At 38.4% G+C, this 20557-nt stretch carries 8 protein-coding genes and 1 pseudogene; 1 reads left to right on the forward strand and 8 read right to left on the reverse strand.

Features of this window, described 5'->3' with window-relative positions:
• Positions 1–70: 70 nt before the first annotated feature.
• Positions 71–1209, forward strand: a pseudogene (locus I6U49_RS14000) (IS3 family transposase).
• A 122-nt stretch (positions 1210–1331) separates the two neighbouring features.
• Here the strand turns inward: I6U49_RS14000 and I6U49_RS14005 are convergent.
• The 8 genes from I6U49_RS14005 to I6U49_RS14040 form a co-directional block, all read right to left on the reverse strand.
• The gene (locus I6U49_RS14005) at positions 1332–3464 is read right to left on the reverse strand and encodes a GDSL-type esterase/lipase family protein (RefSeq protein WP_198629287.1); all 2133 of its coding nucleotides are present in this window, start codon (positions 3462–3464) and stop codon (positions 1332–1334) included.
• A 232-nt stretch (positions 3465–3696) separates the two neighbouring features.
• Complete coding sequence (locus I6U49_RS14010; RefSeq protein ID WP_198629288.1) at positions 3697–6483, reverse strand: NPCBM/NEW2 domain-containing protein; 2787 nt, start codon at positions 6481–6483, stop codon at positions 3697–3699.
• Between the two features lie 117 nt (positions 6484–6600).
• Complete coding sequence (locus I6U49_RS14015; RefSeq protein ID WP_198629289.1) at positions 6601–8688, reverse strand: alpha-L-fucosidase; 2088 nt, start codon at positions 8686–8688, stop codon at positions 6601–6603.
• Between the two features lie 85 nt (positions 8689–8773).
• Positions 8774–9895, reverse strand: a complete 1122-nt coding sequence (locus I6U49_RS14020; protein WP_198629290.1) for a glycoside hydrolase family protein — start codon at positions 9893–9895, stop codon at positions 8774–8776.
• 118 nt (positions 9896–10013) lie between these two features.
• Entirely contained in the window at positions 10014–12374 is a 2361-nt protein-coding gene (locus I6U49_RS14025; RefSeq protein WP_198629291.1) for a glycoside hydrolase family 95 protein, read from the reverse strand.
• A gap of 65 nt (positions 12375–12439) precedes the next feature.
• Complete coding sequence (locus I6U49_RS14030; RefSeq protein WP_198629292.1) at positions 12440–14815, reverse strand: PDZ domain-containing protein; 2376 nt, start codon at positions 14813–14815, stop codon at positions 12440–12442.
• A gap of 155 nt (positions 14816–14970) precedes the next feature.
• The gene (locus tag I6U49_RS14035; RefSeq protein ID WP_198629293.1) at positions 14971–16656 is read right to left on the reverse strand and encodes a RagB/SusD family nutrient uptake outer membrane protein; all 1686 of its coding nucleotides are present in this window, start codon (positions 16654–16656) and stop codon (positions 14971–14973) included.
• A gap of 21 nt (positions 16657–16677) precedes the next feature.
• Positions 16678–19863, reverse strand: a complete 3186-nt coding sequence (locus I6U49_RS14040) for a SusC/RagA family TonB-linked outer membrane protein (RefSeq protein ID WP_232804734.1) — start codon at positions 19861–19863, stop codon at positions 16678–16680.
• Between the last annotated feature and the right edge of the window lie 694 nt (positions 19864–20557).

Here is a 20557-nt window from a genome sequence, read left to right on the forward strand (position 1 = left end):
TGTAGCCTTCCCTAAAAATAAGACAGTTTAAAATTCGAAATTGTTAATTTTAAAAACGATAAACTGTCCGATGAAAAAAAGTAGATTTACAGAAAGTCAGATCATCAAGATCTTGAAAGAAAACGAACAAGGCCGAGCTGTTGGTGATATCGCTCGAGAACTGGGTATTGATAAAAGCACTATCTATTATTGGCGTAAGAAATATGGTGGAATGGAAACTAGTGAGCTAAAACGGCTTAAGGAGTTGGAAGAAGAAAATCGCAAGCTCAAGCAGATGTATGCCGATGCCAGTCTAGATAACCAAATGCTGAAAGATATACTGTCAAAAAAGTTCTAAGGCCTTCCGACAAGAAGCATAGAGCGGTTTATTTGATCAAGGAGTACCAGGTCTCCATAAAACGAGCCTGTAATGTAGTAGGTTTAACCCGTTCGATGTGGTATTATCAGACTAAGCGAGACGATTATGAGGTAATCGATAAACTTTCTGAATTGGCCACTGAGTTGCCCACCAGAGGTTTTGATGAATACTATAAACGAATACGTCGCGAAGGCCATAAGTGGAACCGGAAACGGGTATTACGAGTATACCGGCAGATGAAGCTTAAGCTAAGGCGCAAACATAAAAAGCGCATTACAGGTAGGGTAAAACATCCTTTAGAGACCACTGAACAATTGAATCAGGTTTGGAGTATGGATTTTATGTCAGATGTCCTTTCTGATGGCAGAAAGGTACGTGTCTTAAATATAATTGATGATTGCAACCGAGAAGTACTGGCTGTAGATCCAGGGTTGAACTATCCTGCTAGAAAGCTAGTGGAGACTTTAGAACAATTAGAAGAAGAAATTGGATTACCACAAACTATCCGTTGTGATAATGGCCCTGAGTTTATCTCTAAAACATTCAGTCAATGGTGCAATAGAAAACGTGTGGAAATACGGTATACCCAGCCAGGTAAGCCAATGCAAAACGGGTATATAGAACGTTTAAATAGATTTTATAGAGAAGATATATTAGATGCTTACTGGTTTAATGATTTACATCAATTGCGTTCTTTAAGCAATAAATGGATGGAAGATTACAATAATAACCATCCGCATCAATCCCTGGGCAATAAATCACCAAGGGAGTACAAACCTCGATTCGGGGAAGAATTCTTCCCCGAATCGAATGATATTAATGAAAATTTATTGAATTTAGCCCTGTCTTAAATTGGGGAAGGCTACACGTCTATTTCGCCAGGATTGAAGCGGATGATCATTTAGGGAATGCTGCACTTAAATAAAGTACCTGTGAAATAAATAGCAAGTCCTTTCTTTAAATCTTCATAATTTTAATCTAGTTTTTCGTTCATGTATTTTATCCAAACCTTATAACCTTTCTCTTTTAAATGGATACCATCTTCAGAATAAAGTTCTGGATTAAGCTTTCCTGACCCAGTTTTAAAAAGTTTGGAAACTTCGTGATAAGACGTCCGTTCGTTAAAAGATAGTTTGTTAATTCCATTATGTATCTTTCTGTATTTCTTACGCTGTCGCGAATCTTTTTCTGTCCCAGTAGGTAAAGGTCCGAATAACATTATTTTTGAGCTTGGAAACATTTCTTTAGCCTGTTGAAGTAATGCTTTAATACCCGCCACAATTTCTTGAGCGCTATTGAAAGGAAAATTGTTTACTCCAATCGTTAATACCACCGTTTTGGGGTCTGCTTTTTCATAGTTGCCATTTCGTAATCGCCAAAGTAGATGCTCGATACGATCTCCGGAAATACCAGCGTTGATCCATTTCAAATCTTTAAAATATTCGTCTGCTACCACTTTACCTGGTTGATAGGATACGTGGGATCGATTGCCGCCGAGACCTTGCGTAATGGAATTTCCCAACAGCAGCAAATCAATATCCTTTGAGGTTTTACAGAGGGAATCAATGTCTCGGACCTGTGTCCACCAATCTGAACCTTCCGTCCAACCAGCCCCGGATCGGTATTCCGCTGAGGGAGCCGGAACAATAGCAAAATTAACTTTTTGTTGGTTTGTACTCATTATAAAATTAACGATGGGTGTCGGATTTTGCAAACTATGGGGATGATGGCCGTTATTGGGTTTGTAAATAGTTTTAATATTCCCGCCGTATTTCTTTACTCCATCCTCAAAAGGAATCGTATTTTCGGCAATCGGCACCAAATTATCGGTTTCGCCTACAATATGAAATATAGGATAGCCGCCCTGTGCAATAGACTTTATTTTATGAATGGGATCGCCTTGAAATGTTTTGATTTCCCAATCGCTTTTTAAACCATATGCCTTCTTAAATCGCTCCCAATCCTTGGCATTTCCTTTACCGCTGCCAAAACCTCCAGGCCAGCTTTTTCCATCGAATACGGGTGCATCCGCATATATGCCAGCAACTTTTTCTGGGTTTTGCTCGGCCCAATTATATAGAATCAAACCACCGCGACTCATACCTTCCAAGATTACTTTCTTGGAAAACCCAACTTTGGTCATCAAACTATAAAAAACATTCCAACGTTCTACTGCTTCCTGATTTCCAAATAAATTGGAGACATCACAATAAGCTATATGAAAACCTCTTTCTAAAAGTGCGATATCTGTTTGCGGTTCGTGTCCCCAAAAACGAGCCCGTAACACCCAAGGTGCTCCTTTTGCCGCTTTTCTGGGTCTCGCCAATTTACAATCGATACCCTTAAATTTAAATGAGGTTTGCGCAAAACCATGAAAATTAGAATCATAGCTCAACTCAATTCCAATTTCATTCTTCAAATCAAGGGTCTTTTTCTTTTGCTCTTGCATTACAACTTCATACAACCTTTTTGCTATTATTGTTGCTCCTAAACTGGAAGGGTGAACGCCATCTGGTAATAAATCTTGTTGATCTATAAACAACTGGTACAAGTCGATAACTTCTTTTTCCTCCTTATAAGCTACTTTCTGTATCAAAGGAATAATACGCTCCTTAATAACTGGATTCCAGATATTTACAGAATCTTTTGAAAAAGATGGTAGCGGGAGTAACAAAACCGTTCGAACATCTGTATTTCTTTTCTTGAAGGAAGCGATCAAATCTTTATAGTCAGTTTCAAAATCATCACCGAGATACTTCCTATTTTGTGATTTACTATCGTTAGTGCCTAAAAGAATAAAAACGATGTCCGGTTTAAATTGTAAAGCTTTTTGATATTGGTCCGATTTCCAATAGGGACGATCCCCTCTTTTTAACAGAGTATGTCCACTTACCCCGAAGTTTTCCACCACATATCGGTCACCGAGCATCTCCTGTAATTGTGCCGGATATGCATTTCTTTCCTTGTTTTCCATCGTCGCACCATACGTAATGCTATTGCCCACACAGGCAATCTTTATCTCTTTTGGTAATGCCAAACCGGCCTGGGCTTGAGCTAATAAGGGTAAGGAAAAGGAAAATATTAAAAAATAATCTACTAGCTTCATGAAATTGTTTTTACAGATATCTTTTTATTTTTATTGATATATTTTCGCTCAATCTACGATTATCTGCACCGGCAGGTCCTCGGCATCAAACTCGCCAACCCACAACCCGAATCACTGCGCATCGACCAAGACATTAGCACTCAAAATAGGATATTACATGGTGCGCGCTAACTATATGACTACATTTTCTATAAACGTTTTTTCATCCAGCTTATGACCAATGGATAATAATTTATTCTTCGATTACCAACCAATTGTATGAATTTGCAGGAATTTTAATTTTTAAGCTTATCTTATAATCACGAGATAATTTATATTCGGTTGGTTTCCCTTCCTTTTCTCTAACAGATGCTGTCTCAGTCAAACCAGTATAATAAAGTGGAAGGCTTATTTCGCGAACCATATCGGTATCAGTCGGATTAAAAAACAAGGCAAATCCTCTTTCTTCCAGTTTAGGATTTACATGCATAAAACCATCCCAGTCCCTTCCCGAAGGCCGTCTTAAGTGAATGACATCACTATTCAAAATATACCGATATCTTTTATACCAATCTATAACTTCCTTTACCACCCTTTTAGTCTTCTGTGTATCATATAAGCGAGGGCCTCGATAGGCCGATTGCACACCTGAACCGTAATTCTGTATCATCTGATTCTTATAATCAGTCAAATGTTTGTTGAGCGGCTCAATAGTAGCAGCTGCACCACCACCATGGTACTGGGTCAATGGAGTAAACGTCCAGCACATACTGGGAGTGCGATCCCATAGCCCGTCATATATATTCTGACGACCGAGTACAAGTTGTCGTTCACGTGGCAACGACCAGTTTACCTCACGATACCCAATACCGGTCTTATTGCTTCCAGAATTAATATAGAAATCAGGAACATTCATATAAATACCCTCTCCACGCATCCATTGATACAAATTCTGTATTTGGGTGTATTGCTTCCACTGCGAATCGTTCAGACCGTTGTGATGGGAATGTATAGTTGAAGCGCATACGTTACCGGGATAAGAACCGTCGTTTTCAAAAACGCTCATACCGGTCTTCTCATAAAACTTTTTTATTTTTCGAAAGTAATCGTACCCCCATTCACTTGCCAAGCATGGGGAAGAACCATGAATCATACCGCCCCGTTTCCCAGTCTCGGGATTGATAACATCGATCTCATCACTGATCCACCGGCTTGAAAGTAAGGAATAGCCTCCCAACTCAATACCTTTACTATCGGCATAATCCACAAGTTCTTTATACTTTGCGTAATTCGCTTCAGATTCGTCCTCCATGTTCACACCACTCCCAAAACTTAGAATTATCATTTCATAACCCACTTCGACACACTGGTCGATTGCATTTTTAATCACGGTCTCATCGGAACTTACCACGTGCATAAAAATAGGATTTTCGGTTACCCATGGAGAAATTGTACGGTACATTTTTCTTAAAAACAGACCCTTGCGCTCTTCCTCACGACTGTCCAAAGGTGTCTCCCATACCCGAAAGGTCGTTAGTGATTCCCCTGGCAATATTGCCGTATCCGGGCCTAAAGGCGGTTTAACCTCTAAGAGGGCGGGCAGGTTCAAGGGGTAATTGGTCTGGGAAGTATAACGGGGATCCTTTTCCCAATAAGTGGTATGATCAGAATTTTTTTGTTGCATACCACCGAAGGCGTAATCACTTTCAATATGGATATTCGGCTTTACCCAGTGCTCCGGGGTGCCCACAAGACTTTCTCCTTCGACCATGGCTAGCTGTTCGAGTTTAAAGCTATTGAGCTGCACCAAAAAATCACCTTCGTTAAAGACTTCTATCCACTTACTCAGCGTTGGAATGCCATCATAGAGTGCAAAATGAACTTTAACCATGAGATCATCTTTTTTCAAGGTAAAAATAAGTTCCTTTCCCTTCGGCATTTCCTTGTTAGATGCCCAACGTTCCCGCTTCCAGGCCATACGATCAGTCAGTTCTTTTATTTCGAAATCATTGACTAAAAAAGCATTATCCAACGCAGACATTCTATTTACCCATTTCATTAAGGTATAACCATATTCTGGCTGTTTACTCAAACCACCTATAGGGTAAGTGACGCCATCAAGTGTTAAAATCCCTTCATTCGAAACAGCACGTAAAAGACTTTCTCCCGTCATTTGGTTTAAATAATCTATCGTGGCTAAATTGGGAAGAACTCGAAAAGTTCTTGCAATCAACCCATTAGATAGTACTATATCTTTTCCGCTCGCCGTTTTATATACTTCAGCTTTAGCCTTTATATTATTGATCAGCCAATCATAATCAGGGCTTACTAAAGGGAGCTCAATTTCCGGAAGCGCATCTATGGCTTGTTCTAAGGCCTTGCTGGTCCTGGAAGACATTTTTTGTTCTACTCCGTTAAACTCCTGTTCTGTGATCGTTGGGGCGATTTCCATATATTCAATTTTGGGCTCTGCCCATACGGCGTGATCGCCGCTTGCACCGTCACCGGCATTTTCGACCACCAGTTCAAGAATACCACGTTTTACCTCGAGATCAACATTCTTCACCTTATCGCCCTGGCGCATCACTCCGCTATTATAAACTTCCTTACCGTTGTGCAAAACCTTAAAGATAACGCTACCATTATCTACCTTGCCTTGCGTTCCTTCGACACCAATAAACTGTTTTGATGTCGAAGATACCCTATAAAAAATACGTTTACCGTCAGTCAACGGAATAGCTTTCACATCAGGCCCTGAATAATCGATATCGGAATCATTAACCCCAATCTTTGAAGAAAACCTATGCCCATTATTCATTTTAATCTTGATCAAAGACTCAGCATGTACTCCAATCCCTTTTTTAAAGTTTTCGCCATTGACACTTAAATTTTCGCCGGTCACTGAGCGATTCTTTACTGGAGCGCCGTATGTCTGTTGTGCGCGACTTATCTCAAGATCTTGTAGTTCGATAAATTGCTGAGCTCGGATTCCTATGGTAAGCATCAATGCCGCTAATGTGAGTATTATATTCTTGTTCATTATTAAATTCTTTAAATTAAAATATACAAAAGGCTCAAATGAATTCACTTTTCATCTACATGGGTACTTAAGCTAAATGAGCAAAGACATTATTTATTTTATCAAAAAATAATATTACTATTTTGTAATCACACCTATTTCCCCAGCGGAAGCCATAGTTTCGTCTTCATCCAATGAATTAAGACCTTCAAGTTTGATATATTTAGCTCTATAGGTTTTATCGAAAAAAACTTCTTGTTTTACAGGGTTGTTTTTGATATTAGAAAATGTGCTTTCACTCACTACTTTTTCCCAATTTTTTCCATCTTGACTTATGTAAAAATTGTATTTAAAGATAATTCCTTTTCTATCTTTATGTTTGGTAGGCGTATATGTAAATCCATTAAATAGTATGTTATCTCCTAAATCGATTGCTATATTATGAGGAAAATCATCTTTAGGATCTGTTAACCAATAGGTTATTGGATCAGAATCTATTGCATTCTCAGCTGAGAAATTTTCTAATTCACTATTGCTTGAAATCACTTTCCAATTGGTGGGAGCTATATCAAAGGTTACCGAAACGGTTTCACTATTTTTAAGGCCATCTTTTGAAAAGGCCTTAGCCTTTACTACTCCTGCTTCTAAAAATTGAAAAGGATTTTTATATTGTCTTGAATCAATTGTGGGTAACGAACCATCTGTAGTAAAAGTGATTAGAGTTGCCGATGAATCTGAAGTGATTTTGACAATGCCATTCTTATTACGTTTAACTGTTGGATTTTCTAAATTTTCTGGAGCTTTAAATAACTTAAATTCTGATAAAATAGGGCTAGATAATGCCTCTGAGATATTAATGCGAACCTTTGATGATTTAACCGTAGGAAATACCAGAATTCTTTTATATCCAATCGTAGTCTGTTCATCTATTTTCTCAAATTTATTACCATTCCAGACCTCTACATTAAAAGCTTTCACTCTTTGTCCCAACGGTATATATTCTTGCAATACTAATCGATTAAATTCGGTAGGTTCGCTCAAATCGACAGTAAATGACGTTTCATAAACTGTATCAGAAGTAGCCCAATAAGTTTCATAATCCCCATCCAATAGATTAGCCGGGGCATATACTTTATCATTTCCACGTTGATGCTTAGCTGTAACTTTCTTATTTAGAGCAATATTATCATCGAAGGTTTCATCTAGAACCCTACGCAATTCCATTAACCTAAGAGAATCATTCGGGTGAATAAGACCTTTACGATTTACAGGGACATTTAACAGCAGATTACTATTTCTTCCCACCGAAGCATAATAAATCTTTAGTAGATGTTCCAAAGATTTGACGTCATCATTTGTGGAAGGACTGAAAAACCAGCCAGGACGTATAGAAACATCAGCCTCTCCAGGAATCCAATGCTCACCATTTATATTTCCTTGATTTAATGTATCCTGTTTTGGAGCATCAGCTCCCGGTTGAAAACCGGAAATATTCAATGTACTCCAATTTGTCTTTCCTGCAAATCCACTTTCATTACCAATCCATCTTGCATCAGGACCAATATCGCTAAAAATAATTGATTGAGAATTGTTTTTATAAACAGTCCTATAGAATAAATCCCAGTCATATTCCTGTCTTTTTCCGTTAGGTCCTTCTCCATTAGCACCATCAAACCAAACTTCAAAAACTTCACCGTAATTACCTAAAACTTCATCCAACATATTGGCAAAGACTTGATTATACTCCATAGTTCCATAATCTGGATGATTTTGATCCCAAGGGGAAAGATAAACTCCAAATTTCAGCCCATGCTTTGCACAAGCCTCAGATAGATCTTTTAAAACATCACCTTTCCCATTTTTCCATAGGCTTTCGCGAACGGTATGTTCACTATATTTACTCGGCCATAAAGCAAAACCATCATGATGCTTAGCTGTAATAATAATAGCTTTCATACCTGCAGCTTTGGCAGTGCGTGCCCATTGGTTGGCATCCAGTTGAGTAGGATTAAAAACCTTAGGATCTTCTTTTCCGTCCCCCCATTCTTTATCAGTGAAAGTGTTTGGCCCAAAATGGATAAACATATAATATTCCATTTTTTGCCAATCCATCTGCTGAATATTTGGAACAGGTCCATATGGCTCTGGTTGAGAAACATTATTTTGACAGCTAATTATTATACAAGAAAACAGGGCGATTAAAATTAATTCTTTTATATTTTTCATAATTATTTAAAAAGGTTTTGTATTGGATCTTTTTTATTTTTTTTAGAAAATTAAATTTTACCATAATTAATGATATCACAGCAAATCAATACTTTAGAGGAATAACCATGTTCCAGGTTCTTTCAAATTTCCATGGTTTAGGGCCGGTACCTGTAGCAGCAAATAAATGGGTCGGTTTTCCCTTTTCCACCAATACAAACGGCCGTTCAAAATGATTCTGAACGGAGACACTTCCATCATCCCATTTAATTTTTCGGGTATATGCCTTTACCTCTTTAAATAATTTCCAAGAAACACCATCCTTAGACCAAACATGCACACCTCCTCCTTCTTCTCCACAAATTTCCCCTGATCTGTCCTTTAGGAGGGCCTCATATTTATCCCCTGACCACCAGATGTAGGGGTCTTCTACATCAACCAAGTTATTATCCTTTGTTTCAAACCTAAAAATCGGCTTCTCACTCAATCTGGCATAAGGCCCCAAAGGATTGGTAGATTGGGATACCCCCAATAATAATGGTGGAATTAATCCGTTTGTAGAGGATTTATACATTAATAGAATTTCACCAGTTTTAGGATTAACTGCCGGTGCCGGATTAGAAGTAATCGAAGCATCCCAATGTCCTTGTCTTGGTTCAATCACCGGTTTATCGTACCTTTTCCATGGTCCATATATACTATCACTGATGGCTACTCCAATTCTTTTATTCATCCAGGCAGCTCTCCAGTTTTCCTGGCTTACATCGGGCTGCTCCATCGAGGGATATTCAAAGTCATAGGTATTGCCGAAATAATACAACAGATATTGGTCTTTATATTTGATAATTCTAGGGTTGTGGGTACACATTCCGTCCCAATACTCGCTCCCGCGAACAGGTAAAACCTCACTATAAAATTGATATGGTCCTTCAGGATGAGATGAAATAGCGTGAACAATTTGAGAATTGGTAACCCAATTACCAAATCCCACATCTTTACTCCACCTACTTGCAAACATATGGTAGTTTCCGTCTTCTCCTTTTATTACCGAAGACCCCCATATCCAATAATTGTCATCCTGAAACCCTCCATTTTTAGGAGCGGGCAGCAACCTATCGATAAAAGCCGATGCTTTGTTTTCACTGAAAGCGAAGGCAAAATTACTTGTAAATAAGGATGTACCTAAGGCTCCCATTCCGTTAATTTTTATAAATTTTCTTCTATCCATTTCCAATATCTTTGTTAGAATGATCTCTACAATCTATTCAGTCCTATATCATTTTTGAAAGAGTACTTAGAGGCTTTAAGTTACTATCATTTGGACGCTGTTTTTAAGAAAAGGGGGCTTATTGAGTCATAAAATCTTTTAACGAATAGGACTTATCGGCCTGGACTTCTTTTTGATAAACGACACCATTTACCTTTATAGAGCAGCTTCCGTTCTTTGTTGGCTTTACCTCCAGCTTGGTCACCACCCCGTTCTTCCAGGAAAACCCAACCTCATATCCCCCTCGCGCTTTTAGGCCGGATACCGATCCGTCTTTCCAACTTACCGGGAGCGCTGGAAGCAGTTCTATGGCTCCCGCATGGGACTGTACCAACATTTCTGCCACGCCTGCAGATCCGCCCATATTTCCGTCCAGTTGGAAGGGGGGATGGGAACACAGCAGGTTGCTATAAGTGCCACTCCCCACCTTCATTTCCACTCCAGAATAATCCGTAGGTTTCAACAGTTCAAACAACATCTTATGGGCTTTTTCACCGTTCTTCAACCTTGCCCAGAAGGCAATCTTCCACGCCCTTGACCAGCCGGTACCTGCTTTTCCCCTCGCCTTCAGGCTCACTTCGGCCGCTTCTGCAAGCGCCGGGGTTTGGGCTACCGAAATCTGGTCTCCCGGAAACAATGCATACAGATGAGAGACATGACGGTGTTGGTTTTCAGGATCGTCGACGTCTTCTACCCATTCCTGAAGCTGGCCCCATCGGCCGATCCTTGGTCCTGAAATCATTTCCTTTGCCTTACTGATCGCTGTAATTATTGGAGACTGATCATCCAGCACCGCTGCCGCTTTTTGGCAGTTGTTGAAAAGGTCCCAGGCGATCTGGTGGTCCATAGAGGCACCCATGGAAATCCCTCCGTGCTCCGGTGAGTAAGATGGAATCGACACCAGCTCCCCTTTCGCATTTTCGGAAAGATAATCCAACCAGAATTTAGCCGCCTCAAGCATCAATGGGTAAGCCTGCTTCTCGAGATAGTCCCTGTCCTGGGTATATTCATAATGTTCCCAGGCATGCCGTGACAACCAACCCGCACCTGCAGGAAAGAAGCCCCAAGGGAATCCCCATCCCGGGGCGGTAAACCCATATGCATTGTTCATGGTGTTCACCACCCAACCGTCTGCTCCAAAATGTTCCTTGGCTGTAACTTTTCCCGGTTCCACCAAAGTTTCTATATAATTGATCAGCGGGACATGGCATTCTGAAAGGTTGGTCACCAACGCCGGCCAGTAGAGCATTTGCTGGTTGATGTTCATATGGAAATCACTGGCCCACGGAGGATTGAGCGAGTTATTCCATTTCCCCTGAAGGGTAAGCGGCAGCGTGTTTTCCCGCGATCCCGCGATCATCAAATACCTTCCATATTGAAAATAAAGGGCCTCAAAATGGGGATCCGGTTCCCCTCCATAATAGGCTTTCTGACGTTTGTCCGTAGGCAAATGGTCCCGATCAGGTCCCTTGATCTCCAGCCGCACCCTATCAAATAGTGCTTTGTAATCCTTCTGGTGCCGATCATAAATCTCTTCCACAGCGTATCCTCTTATCTTTTCGATGATGGTGTTCAGCTCTCGCCTATAATCATTGCCCAGGTATTCCGGATATTCGTTTTTGTATTCGGTCGATGCGGTCTGAATAACATATAGGTAGCTGGCATTGGTGACCTGCAGCTTGCCCTGGTTGAAGGTACTTTCTCCATCTGTACGGACTGACAGTTTTACACCAAAGCCAAGACCGTTGTTCTCCAGTGATCCGGTCACCAACAGTTCACCACCCTGGAATTCCGTTCCAGAAAGTGGATGGGGAAACTCTAGAAACAAGGTATAGTCCACCGGTTTTTTGGACTTGAGCTCATGGACCAACACCCTGTCGGGATAACTGGCATAATACCGCCGCTTGAAGCTATTGTTCCCCGTTTTGAACCTAACGTTTACCGTAGCCGTTTCAAGGTCAAGTTCCCGACGATACCCCTTTATCTCTTCATCTATATCAGAAAGGATGTGCAGTTCACCCATTGTCTGATGGGCTCCGTAGTCCCCAAACTCCGGAATCCCGGATGCAGAGGGATGGATCTCCCCCGTGAGACTGTCGTAGGCCAGACGGTGGGCCTCTTCAAACTTGCCCTCCTTCAACAAACGGCGGATCCGGGGTAGGATCTTTGCAGCATTTGTCCTGTTGCCATAGTTATACTGATCATTTGCCCTTGGGCCTCCCGCCCATAAGGATTCCTCTGAAAACTGTACCCGCTCATGGACGGGATCCCCAAACATCATCGCGCCAATATAACCGTTACCAATGGGAAGCGATTCGGTCATCCATGATGAGGAAGGTGTTTCGTACCATAATTTCAAATCAATCCTTTCTGTGGCCAAAAGCCAATTCAAAGAACAAAATAAAAACAGAACACTCATTAACTTTGTTCTAGCTATCATTATACTGGGTTTTCACTTTAGTAAATTTTAAAAGAATACTTTCAATTTCTAATTATTTCGACACTTTATTTAATTTCTAAAGTATGTTTTTGCTGGTTTCGCCAAATTTTAATTGGAGTACTGTGGTCGGGAAGTCTATTGGCATAATGGTAAAGCAATCGTTCCACGTTATGCGTTTCCTGACCCCAGAAGTCCAGGATCACGTCATTTTTTCGGAAGCCAATTTCTGCCATTTCGGATCCTTCAGGAACATCTACTACCAATACTCCGGTCTCATCATGCATGCCCGTTGCTGATACCTCTCCCAGGCCTACCAGATTTTTTATCTTTCCTCCCAGCCATTCCTGTAGCGAGCCATCTCTGCTGGGATTGGCTCCAGGTGCCAATCCAGGTGTATAAATAGGTAATTCCGGAGTTTGAGCTAAATCCTTTAAATCCGGCGAAATTACCCCAAAGCGATTCATATCAAAATTTTGAAATCCTAATAAAATGGCTGGTGAATTGTCAGCAACCCTATAATCACCAATTAACGGGTCGATAAATAAAGGATTCCCGATTTTTGACTGCTCATCCCGCCCCCCTTCGTTAAAGCCTAAGGGTTTTTCCGAAATATCAAATAGATTCAAATCCCAGGCTGTACCCCAGTGTTTCATACCTATGGGATAATAATAACTTCCGAAGATATTCCTCATCACCACGTCGCCACTGTTCTTTTGCCACACATGAGCATGAATTGAATTGTTTACACAAATATTATTTTCAACCACCCGATGATATCCCTCTCTTAATTTAATTCCATTTTTAAGTAAGAGATTGTTATAAACATGATAATTCGTAGCTCCATCATCAAGATCTAAATCCCAACCGTGGTCACATCTTAATCTATTATTACGGATTACTGTAGTGTGTATTGCATCCAATAATTGTAAGCCTGGATGTTTCTCTACATTTGCATCTATTTGACCCCTATCCGGTTGCCAGAACCTGTCTCTTCCCCAAGCATTGAAAGATCCGTGGTCACTAGTTTCTAAAACGGTTTTGAATACATCATTATACTCAAACAGATGTCCACCCCATGTACCATCACCAACATTGATTCCTGCTCTCGAACAATTGTAAATACTGTTATGGCTGACGGAGATTTTCATCGCCATTGCAATCTGTACACCTGCTGCCTGTTTTTCCACTTCACCAACATCATGAATTAGATTATCGTAAGCAACACAATATTTAGGATAGTTTTCTGTTTTAGGCCCTTTTTGCAAGTCAAGGTCTTCGTATTTAGTAAACTCAGTATAGTGAAAGTTGGGATTTCGTACTGCTTCACTATCTCCTACGAAACTGATAGCACTTGCTCCAATATTGGAAAAATGGCAAGTTCTAACCTCAACTTTTCTGGCATATTTGCTTACAAATACGCCATTCCCTCCTAAATACTTAAAATTACAGTTTTCAATAGATATATTCTCCGCTCCTTCAATCAGAATAGCGCCTCCTCTATATATAGTCCAATCACTTCTTAAAAGACGCTCTTTAGTGAGCATAAATGTTCGTCCTGTATGTTTCAGTGTTAATCCTTTAATAATTATATTCTTTACTGGTTTATTCTGATCTCCTGCAATTTTTATCAATTCTGATAAACCATCTGTGGCAACCTTTTTTGGAAGTTTGTTTGGTGACACAGCATAGTAATATAGATAATCACCATCCGCATACCATTCATTAGGGTGATCAAGTTCCGCTAAGGAATTTTCAACCATTCGGTATTCCTTATGTAATCCAGCTTCAGGACGGTTGTTCTGCCATCCACCTTCTAATATTGGTTTATTATCTTTATTAAAACCTTTAATTCTATAATGAAATCCTCCCCATCTTGCAGCATGAAGAACATGAAAGTATGCCCCATTATAGCTTGAATCACCTTTTAATCTTTCGATGTCAATTGCATCCGACGACCAGCCACCGTAAGGCGTTATCTGAGGATTAAAATTCGGGTAACGAGCTAGAATTTTTCGTTCTTCACCTACAAATAACTGCTCAAAATCATCCAAATTAGGGGGTAGGGTAGTTCTATAAACGTTTTTCTTATATTTTTCCCATTGTGCGTAAAAACTCCCCCCTCCTGATAATGATACCTCGTCATCCTTATAAGAAGAAATAATGAGTGGATGGCTTGTAGTTCCACCATCATTAGAATTTAATTCTATTGGTGCTTTCAATTCGTAATTTCCTTTTAATAGTAAAATTTCTGCACCTTCGGAAGTTTTAAATTTTCGGTAAATATTTAAAGCACGATCTAGGGTAGCAACTGGTTCTTTAAAACTTCCTTTATTATTATCATTCCCTTGAGGAGATACAAAAATTTTATGCTGACCATAAACCTGGATTGCTACACTTGTCCATATAAATGCCAATAAAAGTAATTTCATATTAATCTTCATAAAACAAAATCTATATACTGAATATATTAATCTTTAACCTCCGTACTTTTGTAGCTTCTAATTAAATTATCATCTGGATTATTTGATAGCTCCAAAAAACTTCTGGTAGAGTGATATATCTATATTAATATTAAAACTTGAATGATTTAATCTTATCACCAACCTGGATTTTGTTCTAAATCAGGATTTAAAGTTAGTTCCTGAATAGGAATAGGATATAGGTACATCTTATCGACCCACTCAGGGGCCCCTCTATCCGGGTATACATCAATATAGCCTTCTTCTGTCAATTGAATATTTTCCAACCGACTTCCATATTTCTCAGCCATTTCGGGAGATATTTTCATTCCATAAACAGTTTTTGGGTTTTCCACTAATTCTCCTGCTTTCCAGCGCACTAAATCATCCCATCTAAAACCTTCTGCGGCTAATTCTACTCGTCGTTCTCTTCTTATTTCGTGTAGTAAAGGATTGATCTCATAACCATAATCGGGCCAATTTGGATCATTAAACCCAACAGAAACATTTAGAAAGGGCATAGCTACTCGTTCCCTTAATTTATTGATAGAAATATCTAAATCGTTTTGTTCTATTTCACCTAACTCAGCTACAGCTTCAGCATAAATGAGTAAAACCTCAGCATAACGAAAAATTATCAAATCTAAATCTGATTGATTAGCATTCCATTGCTCTTCATATGGTGAATGGAATTTAATAACACAGTATCCAGTCGTGCAATAATTGGGATCTACAATAGGTAATTCATTATAAACGGGATTTCCTGCCTCGTCAATTTTGAAAGGAAGTTTCTTCGAATCTATAGTTTGCCATAACCGTGGATCTCTATTTTCTACTTCCATTGAAAGTGTATTATCTCCTAAATATAAATCACTTAAGGCTATTGGCAGACCATCCTTAACCAAATAGGATTCTACCATTTTTTTACTAAAACCAGTATACGACTCTTCCATTTGGCGAGTAACATTATGGGTCTGAATGTCACTAATAAAAGAACGTGACAAAATCACTTCTGGATTATTCTCTAAATTCTCCTGAATAAAAAGATTATAATAATCAATTCCTGGCTGACCGTTTTTATATATACTATAATTATTAGATTGTATTATTTGGAGAGATGTATTCTTTGCCTTTTTTAATAATTCTTCGTAATCGCCTAAACCGTGATATTTACGAAAAGTTCCTTCATAGAGGCTAATTCGCGCCTTTAAAGCTTGTGCAGCAGCTTTATGTAAACGACCATTATCCACTCTATCTTTTTCATCAAGGTTTTCTATAGCAAAGTCTAAATCGGCCAGGATAGAATCAATAACTACCTTCCTGGAGTCTCTTTTGCCATATAATATTTCTGTGTCATCAATATTTAAATCCATATTTAACCAAGGTACATCTCCAAACCTTTTTACCTTATTAAAATACTCTAAAGCTCTAAAAAATCGTACTTCGCCTACATAAGAATTTATCATACTTTCATCTCCTACTACTTCCGAATAACGGGTTAAGAAATAATTAGCAGCACGAATATTACTCCAATTTCCCGTAGACCAGCCACCTCCAGTAGTTGGAACTATATAATCACCGTATAAATAATTATCTGGATTTCTTGGAACTTTAACATCACTTTGGTTATCGAAATTTCTAATAGATCCAGGATTAATGAGTATAGAGTAAAATCTATTAGCAAAGCTTCTAAGATCATCAGGTTTATTCCAGAAATTATCATCACTAATGGAGTCTAATGGTTTACGATCCATAAAATCGTCGTTGCAAGCATAAAAAACTGAAATACTGGCAATAAGCAATAAAATTAATATCCTTTTCATTTTCTATTAGTTTTACATTAATTAAAAAGTTAGATCAAGCCCAAGCGCCAAAGAACGTTGCAAAGGATAGGTTGAAGGATTGAGAACCTCAGGGTCATAAGAATCCAAAATTTCACTATATTCCCATAGATTTTCCCCGCTTATATAAACCCTAAGATTTCGTACGTATACTTTTTCGCTAAATTCTTCGGGAATTGTGTAGCCCACAGTTAGATTTTTTAATCTAATGTAAGAGGCATCCTGAAGATATCGATTTGAGGTTTGGAAATTACCGCCATGGTTAAATCTCGGTCTTGGCCAGTATGCATCAGGATTATCAGAAGTCCAATAGTCTAAGCTATGTTGTTGGGGAACATTCCATTCATTAGTAAGCCCCCAAAAATAATTACCACCTGGCATGTAATCTCGTTTTCCTACCCCTTGGAAGAGAAATGCTATATTAAAGCTTTTCCAATTCAATCCACCACGAAAACCAAATCGATAACGAGGTGTAGTATTACCAATTATTGTTTTATCACCCGGATTACTTAGAGTGCTTTCTCCCGGGCTTATTTCTCCATCTTCATTTAAATCGCTATATCTCACATCTCCGGCAGACCAATTTCCTCCCCATAATTTGGATTGATCAGGTGCATTTTCAACTTCTTGATCAGATTGGAACAAACCATTAGATTTATAGCCCCAAATCTCTCCTATTTCACGCCCAACATAATAATCGCTTAGAATTCCATCTGGATTGTTAAATTTGGTAATTTCTGTTTTATTGTCAGATAGTATAAAATTTAAATCGTACAGAAAATCATCATTAACTCTGTCCTTCCAAGTTAATGACAGCTCCCAGCCTTTGGTCTCTAAGTCAGCAGCATTTTGATTGGGTACAGCAGTTCCTAAAATAGCAGGTAATGTTTGTCCTCTGGTTAGCATATCCTCCGTTCTTCGAATATAATAGTCCATACTAGCATTTAGTCTATTATTCAACATTGCATAATCCAGCCCAAAATTTGATTGCTTCACGGTCTCCCAAGTAAGCGACGGACTTACCAATCCAGCTGGATGTATAGCTACCGGTTGCTCTCCGGTTAGAATATAGCCACTTTGTGCACTTGTGGATAAATTAGATATATAGGGATAAAAGCCAGCAACATCTTGGTTTCCTAACGTACCATAAGATGCTCTTAATTTTAGATTGTTAACAACTGGTTTTAGGAAAGACATGAATCGTTCTTCAGACAAATTCCAACCCGCTGAAATAGAAGGAAAAAATTCGAACCTATCTTCCTTAGGGAATTTTGAAGAACCATCATAACGTCCACTAAGTTCTACCAAATACTTATCATTATAAATGTAGTTAAAACGGTAGAAGGCTCCCCTTATGGCCCATTCTCTATCATAATAATCAACAAATTTCTCACCAGTAGCCTGGTCTGGCACGCCTAATTCATTGTTAATAAGATTATCACGAGATAAAGATGACCAACGATTATGGGTATACTCTTGATTGAAGCCTAACATAACTTTTGCATAATGCTTTTTCACAGTTCTTTCGTATTGTCCCCATATATTTAAAGCGTTATAATAATTATCCGCCTGATCCATACCTGCAGAACTAGGTGTTGTCCAGGGGTAAAGTGTCACTAGATCAGGATTTGCATAATGCTCTTGAATTTCTTTTCGATGTATTTTATTTATATTACTGTAAAAATTTGTAGTATAATCAAAATTAAACATAAGCCCTTCAAAGGGTGTTATTTGCAAAGCACCAGTTAACCAAACATCATTTATTTTACGGCTCCTATCTCCGCTAAGAGCACTAACTGCGGCCATATTTGTCCATTGTCCTTGACCTGAAAAATTACCATCAGGATGATAAACAGGCATCAAAGGTCTTAGATCTCCACTAATGAATCCAAAATTTTCACCGTTCGCGAATATATTACCATATGGAGATACTTTCTCGGTATTGTTATATGTGGTCTTAGCAGAAAAATTTATCCACTCCAAAATATCTGTGCTAACATTTAAATTTACATTATAGCGCTTAAAGTCTTCATCAAAGAAACTATTAAGACCACCTTCATCTACCATTCCTAAGGACGCATAATAGGTAGTTTTCTCAGACCCTCCACTGATATTAAAATTATGCTGCTGACTAGTAGTGTAATCATCGTATAAGGCGTCAATCCAATCTGTATTTCCTGCATACAAATACTTATCCGAATTATTCGGATCCACAAAAACAGCATTAACAGGTATGGGGTTGTTTAAATATTCTTTTACATGGTTAACATATGTATCATTAAAATATACTCCGCCCCCGCTATTGCTTCCTGCAATATTCATCATCTCAACATAGTCCAGAGAGTTCATATATTTAGGCATTCTAGTAGGTTTTTTGAAAGAAAAATTTCCGGTATAGTTTATTGAAGATTTTCTATTTTTCTCCCCTCCTTTAGTCGTAATAAGGATTACTCCAAATGCGGCCCTAGCACCGTATATAGAGGCTGAAGCAGCATCTTTCAATACCGACACGCTCTCTATATTATTTGGGTTTATTAAATTAGGATCCATTTCCACTCCATCAACGAGTACAAGAGGACTTCCGCCATTGATTGAAGTGGTTCCCCTAACGTTAAATGTAGTACCACTTCCGGGGCTTCCATTGGACATATCTATATTTAAATTTGGAATTACCCCTTGTAAACCTTGCCCTACATTTGTTATTGGTCGGGCTTCAAAAACTTCCGAATCCACAGCACTTACCGCACCGGTTAAATTTACTTTTTTTTGAGTTCCATATCCTACTATGACGACTTCGTCCAATGCAGCTGCTTCTGTTTCTAGCACTATATCGATTTCGTTTCTACCGTTTACTGGAATTTCTTTTCGCGCGAAGCCTACGAAACTTACTACCAACACACCGTCTTCAGCCACCTTTATCGAATAGTTTCCCTCAAAATCAGTCATCACTCCGTGATTAGTACCTTTTTCGACAACATTGGCTCCAGGAATAGGCATACCGCTTCCAGTTTCGACAACTCTACCTGTAACAGTTATAGTTTCTTGTGCTATTTTAGCTTCTTTAACCGAGTAAGAATTCGCCTCAACCTTAAAAAGCGAAATGATTAGAAAAAATGAAGTTAACATCGGTTTAATTTTTTTTGGCAAATTTTCAAATTCAAGGAATTTACAGGAAATGAAATTTTTCATAATTTCGTCATAGTTTGATGGTTTAACATTTGGATTGGTTTTAAACTTTTCGTTTTAATTAAATGAGATTAATATTTAGTGAGACTATTAGACCTTATATTTTTTTTTGGCTGTTTGAGAACATTTTTAAGAATATACTATCGCAAATCCACCGAACTAAATTATGTTAATATTCACTTAACATATATCTAATTATTTGCTCCTAATGATACTTTTTTTGCATTATACGCATGAGAGTTCATTTTTTTAAGAATATATATACACATATGAAGTTTTTCGATTTTTGAGATGATGGTAAAAAAGGGTATAAAATTTAGACCCAATTAAAAATGAACAGATTACTTTTTCAGGAAATTTTCAAACTTTTGTAGAAAACCGAATTGTGGTTATGAAGTATGGATAAAGGTTAAATGAAGAACCTTAACGCTGTTATTATAAGACTATCTTTATATACTAATGAAATTGATAATAAATTCATAGTCAAAGATTCCATGCTTAACTAAATTAACCTTCAATTAATTTGGCAATAATGAGCCAACAAAAATATGTTGATAATTGTTTTTTTTACGCTATACCTAATATTGAGTTGAATAAAAAACTTAAGAAGTAAAAAATCTCAATATTTATCAGGAATCAATCTTTTATATTTTACTTGTAAAGACAATTTCTTTCTCTATGGTTCTAGTAGAGTTAT

This window comes from Salegentibacter maritimus (genome assembly GCF_016236915.1).
In the GTDB taxonomy this organism is placed as follows: Bacteria; Bacteroidota; Bacteroidia; order Flavobacteriales; family Flavobacteriaceae; genus Salegentibacter; species Salegentibacter maritimus.